General features: G+C 35.9%; 15 protein-coding genes. 9 read left to right on the forward strand and 6 right to left on the reverse strand.

All coding sequences use genetic code 11. The features are described from left to right. Positions 1-13: 13 nt before the first annotated feature. A complete protein-coding gene (locus tag RZ79_RS07220; protein WP_155443265.1) occupies positions 14-184 on the reverse strand; it encodes a hypothetical protein in 171 nt (56 codons plus the stop codon). Positions 185-202: 18 nt separating this feature from the next. Continuing rightward, positions 203-766: an NAD(P)H-dependent oxidoreductase gene (locus RZ79_RS00660; RefSeq protein ID WP_054449573.1), complete on the reverse strand. Its 564-nt coding sequence runs from the start codon at positions 764-766 to the stop codon at positions 203-205. A 169-nt stretch (positions 767-935) separates the two neighbouring features. On the opposite strand from RZ79_RS00660, the gene RZ79_RS00665 reads away from it, so the two are divergent. Next, positions 936-1,127 carry a hypothetical protein gene (locus RZ79_RS00665; protein WP_034535354.1) on the forward strand — a complete coding sequence of 64 codons (192 nt, stop codon included), beginning with the start codon at positions 936-938 and terminating at the stop codon, positions 1,125-1,127. Positions 1,128-1,162: 35 nt separating this feature from the next. Here RZ79_RS00665 and RZ79_RS00670 read toward each other — a convergent pair whose 3' ends face one another. From RZ79_RS00670 to scrK, 3 genes are read right to left on the reverse strand one after another with little or no spacing between them, the layout of a single operon-like run. Further along, on the reverse strand, positions 1,163-2,053 hold the full coding sequence (locus tag RZ79_RS00670) for an ROK family protein (RefSeq protein ID WP_054449574.1): 891 nt from the start codon (positions 2,051-2,053) through the stop codon (positions 1,163-1,165). A gap of 15 nt (positions 2,054-2,068) precedes the next feature. Next, positions 2,069-3,424 carry a glucose-6-phosphate isomerase gene (locus RZ79_RS00675; RefSeq protein WP_054449575.1) on the reverse strand — a complete coding sequence of 452 codons (1,356 nt, stop codon included), beginning with the start codon at positions 3,422-3,424 and terminating at the stop codon, positions 2,069-2,071. A gap of 18 nt (positions 3,425-3,442) precedes the next feature. Then, on the reverse strand, positions 3,443-4,339 hold the full coding sequence (scrK, locus tag RZ79_RS00680) for a fructokinase ScrK (protein ID WP_054449576.1): 897 nt from the start codon (positions 4,337-4,339) through the stop codon (positions 3,443-3,445). A gap of 262 nt (positions 4,340-4,601) precedes the next feature. On the opposite strand from scrK, the gene RZ79_RS00685 reads away from it, so the two are divergent. Beyond that, the gene (locus tag RZ79_RS00685; RefSeq protein ID WP_054449577.1) at positions 4,602-6,008 is read left to right on the forward strand and encodes a sucrose-6-phosphate hydrolase; all 1,407 of its coding nucleotides are present in this window, start codon (positions 4,602-4,604) and stop codon (positions 6,006-6,008) included. A 205-nt stretch (positions 6,009-6,213) separates the two neighbouring features. Here RZ79_RS00685 and RZ79_RS00690 read toward each other — a convergent pair whose 3' ends face one another. Continuing rightward, positions 6,214-7,716: an AbiH family protein gene (locus RZ79_RS00690; protein ID WP_054449578.1), complete on the reverse strand. Its 1,503-nt coding sequence runs from the start codon at positions 7,714-7,716 to the stop codon at positions 6,214-6,216. Positions 7,717-8,008: 292 nt separating this feature from the next. On the opposite strand from RZ79_RS00690, the gene RZ79_RS00695 reads away from it, so the two are divergent. From RZ79_RS00695 to RZ79_RS00725, 7 genes are all read left to right on the forward strand, one after another. Next, entirely contained in the window at positions 8,009-8,314 is a 306-nt protein-coding gene (locus RZ79_RS00695; protein ID WP_054449579.1) for a PadR family transcriptional regulator, read from the forward strand. 2 nt (positions 8,315-8,316) lie between these two features. After that, complete coding sequence (locus RZ79_RS00700; RefSeq protein ID WP_054449580.1) at positions 8,317-8,925, forward strand: DUF1700 domain-containing protein; 609 nt, start codon at positions 8,317-8,319, stop codon at positions 8,923-8,925. Continuing rightward, positions 8,912-9,766 carry a DUF4097 family beta strand repeat-containing protein gene (locus RZ79_RS00705; RefSeq protein ID WP_054449581.1) on the forward strand — a complete coding sequence of 285 codons (855 nt, stop codon included), beginning with the start codon at positions 8,912-8,914 and terminating at the stop codon, positions 9,764-9,766. Before RZ79_RS00700 ends, RZ79_RS00705 begins: the two co-directional genes overlap by 14 nt. 89 nt (positions 9,767-9,855) lie before the next feature. Further along, on the forward strand, positions 9,856-10,143 hold the full coding sequence (locus RZ79_RS00710; protein ID WP_054449582.1) for a hypothetical protein: 288 nt from the start codon (positions 9,856-9,858) through the stop codon (positions 10,141-10,143). A 146-nt stretch (positions 10,144-10,289) separates the two neighbouring features. After that, complete coding sequence (locus RZ79_RS00715) at positions 10,290-11,471, forward strand: LPXTG cell wall anchor domain-containing protein (protein ID WP_054449583.1); 1,182 nt, start codon at positions 10,290-10,292, stop codon at positions 11,469-11,471. Between the two features lie 185 nt (positions 11,472-11,656). After that, on the forward strand, positions 11,657-12,820 hold the full coding sequence (locus tag RZ79_RS00720; RefSeq protein WP_054449584.1) for an LPXTG cell wall anchor domain-containing protein: 1,164 nt from the start codon (positions 11,657-11,659) through the stop codon (positions 12,818-12,820). A gap of 156 nt (positions 12,821-12,976) precedes the next feature. After that, a complete protein-coding gene (locus tag RZ79_RS00725; RefSeq protein ID WP_054449585.1) occupies positions 12,977-13,219 on the forward strand; it encodes a hypothetical protein in 243 nt (80 codons plus the stop codon). Positions 13,220-13,413: the final 194 nt, after the last annotated feature.

Genomic DNA, 13,413 nt, shown 5'->3' on the forward strand with positions numbered 1-13,413 from the left:
ATGAGCAGTCTTTTTATTTTTTATGACGATCTTTAATCCACATGATAACTGTGACGAATAAAGCGATAATTACGACTAAATGAAAGATAGTGCCGACAGTGGTGTGTGGCAAGATATCGTTACTAATTAGTGCTAAATTGATTAATAGTAGGACAATCATCAAGATTGTGTAGATGTTTTTCATTGGTAAATCCTCCGAATATTATTTAATTGTATTAGCACATTTTTGAATGTATTTTTGACGGCGTTCAAGAGTATCTTGCTGGTCTTCCATGTTTCCTAAATCAAGGCAGTGGGTGGTTTTAATTCCACAGTATCCCAATAATAGGTACTTCCATCTGAATAAGACGTTACCAAACATTTTGTAGAAGAAAGCAGGTCCATGGCTTGTTGTGAATACACTAGCCGTTTTACCTGTTAGTAATTTTTCGCGTTTGCCATCTGGATGATAAATATAGGCAAATTTAGGCGTGAAAACGCGGTCAAACAGTCCCTTTAATACAGAAGGTTCAGCAGACCACCAAATTGGGAAGAAGAATGTTATGTGGTCAGCATTCTTTACCAATTCTTGGACATGTTTGGGAAAAGTTTCATCTTCCATGTGTTGTCTGTAACCATAACGTAAGACGGGATCGAATGTGGTATTACTTAAGTCGATTAATTCAACCTCATGGCCTAATGATTTGGCGTGATTCACATAGTTCAATGCATTACTATGTGAAAAGGAATCTTCATCTGGATGACCTTGGATAACTAGAATTCTCATATTATTTCCTCCGGAATATTTATCATCATTATATCTTTATACAAATCATTTTACCAATTCTAAATTTGTAACATAATCTTAGTAAAAACTTTACCGTCATTACAGCAAAAATGTTTTATTATAGTGTCAGATAAAGTAATTTATCCAATAAATATCTTGAGGTGATATTATGAGTTTAGAAAATGCAAAAGATAAAGTTGTTGGTAAAGCAACCGAATTAAAAGGTAAAGCAACAGGTAGTAAATTAGATGAAATAAAGGGTAAGGCTCAAAACTTTTTAGGTAAAGCTAAAGACAGTTTTGACGAAGCACGTCGTAAGTCAGAAGAACGTAGAAACGAACGTGAAAACGAAGACAAGTAAAGATAATAAAAAAGACGCCTTTGGCGTCTTTTTTATTATCTAATGTCTTCTGAATAGAATTGTTGTTTTGCTAAAGCAAGATTACCAATAATTGATAACTTGTCAGCATCTTGACTAGGAAGGGTGATGTATTGATCGATATCACCAACATCAAGGTAGCCATCAAATAGCTTCTTGAATTGTTCCTTAATTTTACCTAATTCTATTTCGTTTAAGATACTACCGCCCAAGATAACCTTTTGTGGTCTGATGAAGACAGTGGTTTGAATTACGGATTGTGCGATGTAGAACGCCACAGTATCCCATAGGGGGTTAAACATTGAGATTTCTTGTGGACGTTGGTGAGTTCTGGCTTCAATGGCCTTGGTTGATACAAGACCTTCTAGACAATCACCTTGATATGGGCAGGTTCCTTTGAAATCTTGGTCGTTAACGTTTCTTTGGGGGATGATATGACCAATTTCAGGGCTACCCATGTGTCCAACAAACTTTCCATCGTTTACAATTCCGACCCCGACACCATCACTGATTGTGATATATGCCAGACTCAAGATAGGATCATCGGTTAGAATTGAGCTAATGTACTCTCCATAGGCACGACTATTAACATCAGTTGTAAATGAGATTGGAATATTGAAATGATGTTTGAATGTGCCCAATAGGTTAATATTTTGCCAGTTAGGACGGGAGGATTCTTTAATATAGCCGTATTGAGAAGAGTAAGTACGAAGTTCCAAAGGACCGAATGAGGAGATACCAATAGCTGCTAAATCGTCAAAACCTTTGAAGTAGTCGATAGCTTTTTTCAAAGTTTCTTGAGGTTCAGTTAAATCAATTACAATCCAGTCTGAGATGTTGCACTTACCGTCACCAACAGCACAAACCATTTGGTTGTGATCAGTGGTACAGAGACTTCCTAATAACATATTCAACGCCTCTTTTTAGTGAAATTTTTCGTTATCTTGTTCTTGAATTTCCTTACGTCTTTCTTCGTATCCTGGTTTACCAAGTAGGGCAAACATGTTTTGCTTGTAGTCTTCAACACCTGGTTGGTTGAATGGGTTAATACCGTTTAGGTAACCTGAAACTGCAATCGCAAATTCGAAGAAGTAGATTAAGTAACCTAAAGTAGCTTCGCTGTTGTCTTCAGCATTTACCAACATATTTGGCACGCCACCGTTTGTGTGGGCGATAACAACGGCTTCTCTAGCAGTTTTATTAACTTCGTCCATTGTAGTGTTTTCAAGGTACTTTAGACCATCTAAGTTTTCTTCGTTGGCAGGAATGCCTAGGTTTGAAGCAGGTTGTTTGATTTCAACAACTGTTTCCATTAGGTTACGCATCCCTTCCTGGATGTATTGACCCAATGAATGTAAATCGGTACTGAAGATAGCTGAGCTAGGGTAGATCCCTTTGTAGTTCTTTCCTTCAGTTTCACCCGCAAGTTGTTTCCACCATTCTGCTAAGAAACGAAGATGTGGTTCGTAACTTTCAAGAATCTCGTTAGTGTAGCCCTTACGATATAAGATGTTTCTGTATGCTGCATATAGAAGTGAATCGTTTTCGTATAAAGGAGCATCCTTTAATTCAACTTGGGCTTCATGTGCACCACCCATTAAGTCATCGATGTTAGCTCCCGATGCTGCGATTGGAAGAAGACCAACAGGGGTTAGGACAGAGTATCTCCCACCAATTCCATCAGGGATGACGAAACTAGTGTAGCCTTGATCAATTGCTTCGTCGTGTAAAGCACCTTTTTTAGCATCAGTAGTTACATAAATACGCTTGTTAGCTTCTTCTTCACCGTATTTTTCAATTAACTTTTCTTTGAAGATTCTAAATGCCATTGCTGGTTCAGTAGTGGTACCTGATTTAGAAATCACGTTAACTGAGAAGTCACGGTCACCGATTACACGTAGTAAGTCGGCAGTGTAGGCAGGACTAATTGTGTTTCCTGCGAAGAAGATTTGCGGGTGCTTGTCAGTACCTTCAAGGTTGAAGAAACTTCCGTGTAGGAAATCTAATGCCATCTTGGCACCTAGGTATGAACCACCGATACCGATAACAACTAGGACATCTGAGTTTTCTTGAATGTCTCTTGCAGCATCCTTAATGCGGTCAAATTCTACTTGATCGAATTCTTCGGGTAGATTTACCCAGTCACCCATTTTGGCTTCAACACCGGTTCCGTGAACTAGTAAGTCACGAGCGGTTTGTACCATTGGTGCGATTTCCTTTAATTCATTTGATTGAACAAAGGATTTTAATCCCTTTGTGTCTAATTCTACTCGTTTCATTTTATGTTCCTCCATCGATTAATCAATCTTAACGATGTTTTCTTTGTAGTATTGTCTTGATGCTAATGCGAAGTTACCGATTGTAGCTGAACCGTTGTCTTCACATGCAGGCATAGTGATGTAGTAGTCTAAGTCGCCAACTCCAACGTAGTCATTGAACATTTCCTTGAATTGTTCACGAACTTTCTGAATCACTGGTTCTGAAATTACTCCACCACCTAAAATAACTTTTTGTGGACGGATGAATAGGGTAGCTTGCATTACCGCTTGGGCAATGTAGTAAGCCATGATGTCCCATACAGGATCATCCATAGAAACATCTTTACCTTTCTTACCGCAACGAACGTCAAAAGTAGGACCAGCTGCTAGACCTTCTAGACAGCTGTGGTGGTATGGACATAATCCTTTGAAGTCTAAATCGTCTGGGTGGCGTTTTAGATAAATGTGTCCAGCTTCAGGGTGACCTAGAGAACCAATGAATGAACCTTCATTGATAATTCCGGCTCCAACACCAGTACCGAAAGTATAGTATACCAGTGTTTGTAATGGATTATGATTTCTAATTGATGTAATGTATTCACCATAAGCAGATCCATTAACATCAGTAGTCCAAAAAATTGGAATGTCGAAGTGTTTCTTCATTGTTCCTAAGAAGTTAGTGTTGGACCAGTTTGGTTTTGGCGTGTCTGTTATATAACCATATTTTGGTGAGTCTGTGCGTACTTCGATGGGACCAAATGACGCAATACTCATGGCTGTTAAATCGTCAAATTTTTCAAAGTATTCAATACATTTTCTTAATGTTTCATCAGGAGTGGTGGTAGGAATTCTCACGCTATCAAGAATTTCATAGTTTTCATTACCTACGGCGCAAACAAATTTTGTTCCGCCTGCTTCAATGCTACCAAATTTCATATTTGAATCTCCTTTAACCTTTTTCTATGGGGAGTATTAGTTTTTGTATGCGCTCCCAATTTTTATTATGGACCCGATTTTACTAAATACAAGTAAAAAATGATTAAAAAAAGGTTAAGAATTAAAATATGGATTACCATGGATATATAACTATGGTGACAGGCTTTTTAAAGATTTTATAAAGATGATGTAAACGGTTTCATTTGCACTTTGAAACTGCTACAATTATGCACAAATAATAAGAAAAAGTGAGGCTAGAAAAATGGATACAAAGTATTGGAATATTGATCGATTAGGTCGACTATACAAAGATTGGGACCCCAAAGTATTAAAAGAATTAGAAACAAAGATTGCGAAATCCCACTGGAGACCTGGATATCACATTACCACTAAGACCGGTTTGTTGAATGATCCCAACGGCTTTTCATACTTCAATAACCAATGGCACTTGTTTTACCAAGCATTCCCATACGGGGCTGTGCACGGACTAAAGAGTTGGCAACACATGGTGTCAGACGACTTAGTTCACTGGAAGTTTATCGACAAACCAATGGTGCCGGACTTATACTCCGATCGAAATGGTTGTTATTCCGGTAGTGCCATTAACGTTGACGGCAAGCTATTCTTGATGTACACCGGAAACACATTTGAGGGTGAAGAGATGGCTAGACATCCATACCAATTAGGTGCGTGGATGGATGACAATAATAATATTTCAAAACTAGATCACCCATTGATTGAAAGTGAACCAGCAGGAGTTACCGGTCACTTTAGAGACCCCCAAGTCATCAAACACGGTGACTACTACTACGCATTCTTGGGTGCCCAAACCGTCGATAATGCCGGTGAAATCCTAACCTACCGCACCAAAGACATTGAAAACGGCTGGAAATTATACAAGAAGTTAGACCTAGGAACCGACAACTTAGGATATATGGCTGAATGCCCAAATGTTGGTTTCATCGATGGTAAGGTTGTTGTTATATTCTGTCCACAAGGCGCTGATAAACACGAATTCCATTATGATAATGTTCACCCAAATGCATACATTGTGGCGGATGACCTGGACTTCGAAGAAATGAAGTTAATCAATCCTTCTGAAATGAAACAATTAGATGAAGGATTCGACTACTACGCAACCCAAGTCTTGAACGCTCCAGATGGTCGTTTGCTATCAGTCGGCTGGATTGGTTTACCTGATACCGAATACCTATCTGATCAAGAAGGCTGGGAAGGTGAACTTTCAATGGTAAGGGAATTGCACATTGAAAACGGCGATTTAACCCAGCGCCCGGTTCAAGAATTCAAACAGCTAATTGAAGAAGACGAAGCAAGTGACACTGATTTACAAAAACACATTGAGGCTGCTCCATTTGATGAACACTTCAATTTGAACTTGGAATCAGAAGATAGCTATCTTCGTTTGTCATACGACGAAAGCGACCAAGAATGGACATTGAAACGCAAAAATGTGGGTCAAGAAGTTTCAATTCGAACATTCAAGGGTGAAGCTTCCTCAGTTGATTTCTATTTAGACAACACTGTATTTGAAATCTACATCTTAGGTGGCAAGATTACCATGACCGGACAGTTCTTCCACGACGGTAATGAAGTCAGGGTTAATAGTGAAAATATGAGTGTTAAACAAAATAAAATGAGCAATATGTAAGACAAAAGGCAACTAGCTTGATGGCTAGTTGCCTTTTGCTTTATGTTTATAAGAAACAAAAAATTGAAAATACCTAAGTAAGGTTATGCAGTAAATTACCACATTATAGCAAATGAAAATTTTGCACATTTGTCATATCAGTCCTAATAAAGCACTTATCTTTGATAAAATATCTAGATTAAATTTCTATTTTTGTTTTTTTCTTCTAATTTGCTTTATCTTTTTTCGACGTTGCATTTTCATCTGTATCGACATCTCTAATATCAACAATTTGAATTCTATCTTCGACCAATAATTTATGCAGTAAATTTTTTCCATGACTTTTGTTCTCTAATGTATTTGCATATCTATTAATTAAGTTCGATATTTTTTTTGCTTGGCGTGATCTGGCATTTCTTACATCGTTATCATCTGGTTTCCTATTATTTCTTTTGGGATTGAAAACAAACTTTAATTTTATCTTTGAATCATGCAGCTTATAGTAATCAAAAATGGATATAAAATATGAGTAGTCCGATTCACCGAGAGAATGTCCAAAGAAAACAATTTCATTGATATTGTTTTCTATCACGTTTACATGTTTACTTTCTTTTTTATAATCAGTTGATAATTCAATAACTCTTTGTGTTTTTGTAAACGGATAAATTAAATCAATGCTTTTCTGACTTAACTTAATCGGGAAAAAGGTATTGCTATCTATTCCAAAAATAACATTGCTTTTGTTTATGTTCCCACTTTTTTCTCCTTTTAAGTATATACCACCATGAATGTGTTTAAATTTGTCTACTAATTTATCATTTGTGTTTACGGAAGTGTAATTAAAAGATAATATGTTTGCTTTATCATTATATGATAAGTCAATTAAAGAACTAATTAGGTTATTCATTAAAATGTAATAAATATTTCGGCTTTTATTTTTTTTATCTATTTCAGAAATAACAAAATCACTGAATTTATTTTCAAATTCATGTAGTTCGTCTAATAAAAAACTTTGATATTGGATAGTAGTTAAACATAGTTTTCTACTATTGTCATCATTAATAATCTTGTTAATAATGACATAAATTATAAACCTAAAGTTGAAATTATTTAATGGACTATAGTTATTTATTTCGTTGAGTGAGAAGAACTCCTCACTATTTAAATCCCTGATAGAATCGTGAATATATTCTATCGCAGACTTATCAGGTTCACTAAGAAAACTTTGCATTGTTAAAAAATCTCGAATACAAGTCTCTATGTCATACCATGAACCGTTAGTCTGATCCATCAGGATTAATAGTATTTCCCAGAAATTCATTTCTGAAATATCTTTCATGGTTGTTTCGAGAGTTTCTATTACCTTATTTATTTCTTGTTTAATTTTATTTTTTGTTTCTTCTATTTCTTTGGGATTAGAATTGTCTTGATTAAATTCACCATCCAGAAATGAATCAATGGAAATGTTTTTATTCAATAACTTATAAATAGGAAATCGATAAATTTTTTGTAGAAACTTATGATTTTTTATTTCATATGTCGAAGTCAAAAAAATGTTTTTTAGGCTAAGATCACATATTTTTATAGCCTTTAAAGATTCATATATATTGGAAATATTATTATTATTTTTCTGTGTTAAAAAATCTTTGAAGGTTGTATTTAATTTACAGTATAAATCCGCCCCATTCCCTAAAATAATTAAACTTTTGTTTTTAGATGAACTATCCATAAAAAACCTCCATATATATTAGTATTATCAGAGGAATAATAACATCTATTTATCTTAATTAAATTTAAGCTTCCATAAAAATATGTTGAAAAAAATATACATATGTTTATATATAAGTTCACTGTTTTTTATATGATCGGATTGGTTAATTTGTATTTAATTTTAATTTAAAAAAGTATAATTAAAAATTTTAGCAAAAAGCAGCTAGATTAAATTTCTAGTTGCTTTTTTTATTTTTGTATAATATTATATGTCGTATAATATAATTTGAAATATAACTGGAGATGTTCAAATGGCCATTAAAGTAGCAACAAAGCTATTAGATGGTTGTGTCTTGGGTCTATTGGAACAAGAAGAAATGTATGGATATGAACTTACTAAGCGGGTTCAAGAATCCATTAACGTTTCGAATTCGACAATGTATCCGGTCATGCGCCGTTTAAAATCAGAGGGATTAGTCGACACATACGACGAATCGTTTGAAGGACGCAATCGCAGATACTACCGAATTACTGAAGCAGGGAAGACACAGCTAGAAGAAGTAAAGACAGAATGGATGACGTTTAAGAGCGGCATCGATGACTTAATGGGGGGATAAAATTGAATCAGTATATCGGGGAACTGACTCAACACTTAAAGAAACTTAGAGAACAAGACGCGATGGACGCTATCAGCTACTACACTGACTATCTAACTGACGGAAATTTAATTACATACGAGGAATGTGTGAAGGAATTGGGTTCACCAAACCGTTTAGCACTACAAATTCGTGCCGATGTTTCTATCAACAATTCAGATAGTTCAATACCACAAAAATTCTGGGAACTACCATCAATTGTGATCTTGGCATTGTTTGCCAGTCCACTACTAGTTCCAGTAGTCATCAGTCTAATTCTAGTGATTTTTGGTGCTGTTTTGGCAGCCAGCTTAATGGTTCTTGCAGTGGTATTAGTATTAATTTTGACCTTTATCGTTTTTCTATGTACAACGGTATGGGGTGTGACTAACATTACCGGTCACTTGTTTGAAAGCATCATGGTATTAGGAGTGGCACTATTCTCCCTAGGACTTTCCATGGAACTATATCCATTATCAAAATGGTTAGTGAGAAAGTTGGCCAACTGGATTCAACACGTCACAATCTGGACATACGAGAAGTGCCTAAGATATGGCAATGCTGAAGGGAGAGTCGACAATGAAGAAATTTAGTCTAATCGGATTAGGTCTAATCGTTGCTGGTGGAATCGTCTTCTCAATTGGATACGCTAAGGCCGACCAGAGTATCACCGATATTTTCTTTAGTCGTAATATGGACAAGACATACACCAAGCCGGTAAAAGCATACGACAAGATTAGTGCATATGGAAACATCAATTTAACAATCAAATCTGGTGGCAAGTTTTCCATTACATCAACCGATTCCAAGGATCATCCACTGGAATACAAGGTGCAAAATAATACGCTGGAATTACGCCAAGACAATAACGAAAGTAGCTTCTCAACCAACTTCCAAATGGGTGAATTATCACGATTATCATTTGTGACCGTGACCGTGCCAAGTCACCAATTGACTAAGGTTGATGGACTAGACAATCGTTTCAGTCTAAAGATAAAACATTACAGCAACAAGTTACCAATGGATATTACCGGATGGGGTAACGTCAAAATCAAGGACGCTAACGCCAAATCAATTCGCGTGCGCGGCATCGAAGGCCGTGTCTCAGTCGTCGATAGTACTTTCAATGGGGATACTAGCCAAATCTATGCCGGCGACAACTACGTGGACCTACACAATAGTAGCTTTAAGTCATTGGAAGTCAGGGCAACTAATGGGGATGTTAACATCGACAGACCAACGATTGAAAGCCATCTGTCAGTTACTACGGATACTGGTAATATCTTTGCACAATTAAAGAAATCAGAAGATGCGCAACTAGATGTGAAGACATCTGGTCCGAAGCCGGATGTGAAAACAGCAACTAAGGCGGTGAACAATGACAAACAATATCGATTTAAGTCCAATACAGGAACAATTACGGTGTTAGAATAATCATTTTACGATATAGCATATAAATTTATTAGCAAATATAGTAAAATTATAAGTATAATAATGAAAATCATATCAGGAGGGACAATAACGTGTTTAACGATAAAATCGTTTTTAATTACATGTATAATTTATGGGTAGCTGTCTACTCAGACTTAAGTGACGCTGACGTCGAAGAAATTGGCCAAGTGCTATTAAAGAATAGTAAGGAAGAATATAACAGCCAAAATGATCAAAATATCACCGACGACGACTTCATTGATATGATTTCCGAATACACAGAAGACATTCGTGAACAAGCTGTAAGTGAAGCTGAAGAAGATATTAAAAAACACCGTGCACCTAAGTTCAAAAAGGTAGACGGTAAGTGGAATATTTAAAGAATAAGACCGACTCGATTGAGTCAGTCTTTATTTTTTTGTAATTTTTTTTAAGAAATGGTAAAAATCCCGCCATTAATATACACTTCGTCAAAAAAACTCCTAAAATGGAGTTGTAAAAAGAAATAGGAAAGAAGCTGTGTATTATGACTAAATTCAATAATACTAAGAAATGGGTATATGCCGCAGCCATGACTGGGGTATTATTTGCTGGAGCCCAATATGCTAATTCATCCAGTAATTATTTAGCTAAGGCGGATACCACCAACAATACGTCTCAACATCAATACAAATACAATTCAACAATTAACTTCCAAGATCAAAACAAGAACTCCCTTGGTGGTGTGACTGCTTCAAGTGATAGCAATAACTTCCAAAAGTCACGACTTTCATACACTTTGCATTATCATGACAAGACATATGACTTCACTGACCAAATCAAGAACGACAAGGATATTCCTGACACCATTGATTTGAGCAAGCCAGAATACAATTACACCTTGAACCAACCAACTCACACTTTGACAGTTAACGTCATTGATAAGGATACTCATGCTGTTCTTGCTACTAAGGGCTACACTGTAACCGACTTTGGTACAACTGACATCAAGGACTTAGTTGCACCATTCTCAAATGACTACAGCTACAGTTACTCAGATCCATTCAACTATGAAAATCAATACAACGTTGAAGTATCAAAGGCTAATGTATCAAGCGCTAGTGGCACTACTATTCATGGTCAAGCTTCAGCATCTTACGATAACGAAGGCAAACAAAGTGCTTCAACAACTACATCGTCAGCTGCTGCTTCAACTGGAACTAACACTAATGAAAGTTCTACTTCAAGTGAAAGCTCATCAGCTGAAACATCAAGTGCAGCTAGTTCAAGTCAATCCAGTGAAGCTTCAAGCGCTGGAAGTTCAAATGCATCAAGCGCAGAAAGCTCAACACAAAACTCAGCTGAATCTTCAAAGGCTAGCCAAAGCAATGAAGCAACTAACTCATCACAAGCTGCAAACCAAAGCTCTGAATCAACAAACACTTCATCAGCTGAATCATCAGTTGCTTCATCTGTAGCATCATCAATGGCTGAAAAGAAGTCAGAAGCTAACAAGGATAACGAAAAGACATCAGTTATTTATGATCCTGTAAACCCAGGTGAAGAAAAGGCTGGTAACAATGCTGGTAAACCTGCAAATGTTGAATCTAACAAGTTACCACAAACTGGTGACAAGACTAATCAACAAGCAATTGTTGGTGTTGGTGTTATCGCTATGATTGTTGGTGCTGTTCTTGGATTCTTTGGATTAAGAAGAAAGAATAGATAATCTATCTATAAATACGAAAAGAAGACCCTTAGGGTCTTCTTTTTTTGTCATTAAATGGTTTAAAAGTTTAAAAAAGTATAAAATCGAGCCAAAAAGTGCATAAAAAATTTAAAAAAATATATAATACTTAAAGAAGCTTAATTTTATTGTAATTAAAATTTTATAAAGAAGAGAGACGTTGTACTATGAAGTTTAATAAGAAGAATTCAAAACTATTCAAGAACACTAAAAAGTTCGTTTACGTTTCAGCAATTACGGGGGTACTATTGACCGGAACACAAGCAGGACGATTCGCATTTACATACACAGCTCACGCGGATGAAACTGTACAAACATCATTAGTAACAATTACATTTACTGATCAATATGGAAATCAATTCCAAAAACCAGCTGGTGATAATCAATTTTACCCATCGGTAATTACCTATCCAGTTCAAAATGCACAAGTTAATAAGTCAGACTTACTAAACAGTTTAAGCGATTATCCTGGTGTTAGCACAAGTGATAACAATGTTCCTGATACCTTGGATTTAAGCAGAGCTGGTAGCTACACTTATAAGCTAACTCAACCAACTCACACATTAACCATCAACCTAGTTGACCAAAACGGTCACACTGTTGAAACTAAAACAGTACCTGGTGTAACTAACTTTGGCCAAACTGATACTAATGATTTAATTGCTTGGGCTAAAGCTCACCAATATGGATACGATTCATTCCCATCAGTTGTTGATAACAGTCAAACTACTGTAAACATTTCAGTAAAAGCACCTACCACCACAGTTGTTAACGAAAACACTCAACAAAACAACACAACTACTGAAACTACTACTCAAAGTTCTGATACTACTACAGTTCAATCAAGTGCTTCTGACGCAACTGTAAAGAGTTCATCACAATCAAGCTCAGCAGAACAATCATCTGCATCAAACGATGACAAGAAGGAAAGTACTTCATCAGCTTCAACTAGTGAAGCAACTAAGCCAGTATCACAATCAAGCGAAACTACTAAACAATCAAGTTCAGCAACTGAAACTGTAAAATCAGAAAGTGCTTCATCAGCCGTTGCCTCATCAGCTGCTACTTCAACTGAAAGTTCAGCACAATCATCAGCTGCATCACAAGCTCCAAAGAATGATGAAAAGACAATGGTCATTGTTGATCCTGTCAACAAGGGTGAAAACAAGAAGGCTCAACAAACTCCAGCTGCAGATAAGAAAGACGTTCGTGCTAAATTACCACAAACTGGTGATAACACTAACCAAACTAGAGCAATCGCATTAGGTGTTGCTACCATTGCAGTTGGATTAGGCCTTGCTTACTTCGGCCTAAGAAGAAAAAATAAATAGTATTTTATACAAATGTCTAATTTGTAACTTTTAGTTTAATGTTAATACGATTGGTCTATTAGTGTTTTGTAAAATTTTTTCAATTATGAGAAAATTTATTAAAGACATTTTAGAATAAGGGGTGTAAAGTGTACTTCAAGAGGAGAGAAGTACTTAATGTTAGAAACTCTATTTTTTATCTTTTTCTTAGGTCTATGTTGCACACATTACTACGTTAGATCTGGAAAACACTTTGTATTAGCGGGTCTAATAATCCCTTTAATCGTGGTAATTCTAACCGTAATATTAACGATTGATTTACACCGATACACAATCATCATCTACGGGCAAGGATTCCTAAATGTTCTAGAATCCATATTAGTCGTTAATCAGGTTAGACTTAGATTCGAAGGTGAATAAAAAAGACATCTTACGCAGCGTTGTAAGATGTCTTTTTTGAATGAATTCATGGATAAATGTATGTTACAGTTATAATAGAACATTTGTTCGTAAGATGCAAGCGATTAAATCAAATGTTTTTGAGTCTTATTATTTGACTTAAAGTGTACTTTATATGAAATAATTATAGTTATCAAAATTATGGAGGATTCAAT

Origin of the sequence: Apilactobacillus kunkeei DSM 12361 = ATCC 700308, assembly GCF_001281265.1 — a bacterium.
Classification (GTDB): domain Bacteria; phylum Bacillota; class Bacilli; order Lactobacillales; family Lactobacillaceae; genus Apilactobacillus; species Apilactobacillus kunkeei.

Coding starts and splice junctions, on each gene's coding strand:
- RZ79_RS07220 (WP_155443265.1), bottom strand. CDS start 184: ATGAAAAACATCTACACAATCTTGATGATTGTCCTACTATTAATCAAT.
- RZ79_RS00660 (WP_054449573.1), bottom strand. CDS start 766: ATGAGAATTCTAGTTATCCAAGGTCATCCAGATGAAGATTCCTTTTCA.
- RZ79_RS00665 (WP_034535354.1), top strand. CDS start 936: ATGAGTTTAGAAAATGCAAAAGATAAAGTTGTTGGTAAAGCAACCGAA.
- RZ79_RS00670 (WP_054449574.1), bottom strand. CDS start 2,053: ATGTTATTAGGAAGTCTCTGTACCACTGATCACAACCAAATGGTTTGT.
- RZ79_RS00675 (WP_054449575.1), bottom strand. CDS start 3,424: ATGAAACGAGTAGAATTAGACACAAAGGGATTAAAATCCTTTGTTCAA.
- scrK (WP_054449576.1), bottom strand. CDS start 4,339: ATGAAATTTGGTAGCATTGAAGCAGGCGGAACAAAATTTGTTTGCGCC.
- RZ79_RS00685 (WP_054449577.1), top strand. CDS start 4,602: ATGGATACAAAGTATTGGAATATTGATCGATTAGGTCGACTATACAAA.
- RZ79_RS00690 (WP_054449578.1), bottom strand. CDS start 7,716: ATGGATAGTTCATCTAAAAACAAAAGTTTAATTATTTTAGGGAATGGG.
- RZ79_RS00695 (WP_054449579.1), top strand. CDS start 8,009: ATGGCCATTAAAGTAGCAACAAAGCTATTAGATGGTTGTGTCTTGGGT.
- RZ79_RS00705 (WP_054449581.1), top strand. CDS start 8,912: ATGAAGAAATTTAGTCTAATCGGATTAGGTCTAATCGTTGCTGGTGGA.
- RZ79_RS00715 (WP_054449583.1), top strand. CDS start 10,290: ATGACTAAATTCAATAATACTAAGAAATGGGTATATGCCGCAGCCATG.
- RZ79_RS00720 (WP_054449584.1), top strand. CDS start 11,657: ATGAAGTTTAATAAGAAGAATTCAAAACTATTCAAGAACACTAAAAAG.
- RZ79_RS00725 (WP_054449585.1), top strand. CDS start 12,977: ATGTTAGAAACTCTATTTTTTATCTTTTTCTTAGGTCTATGTTGCACA.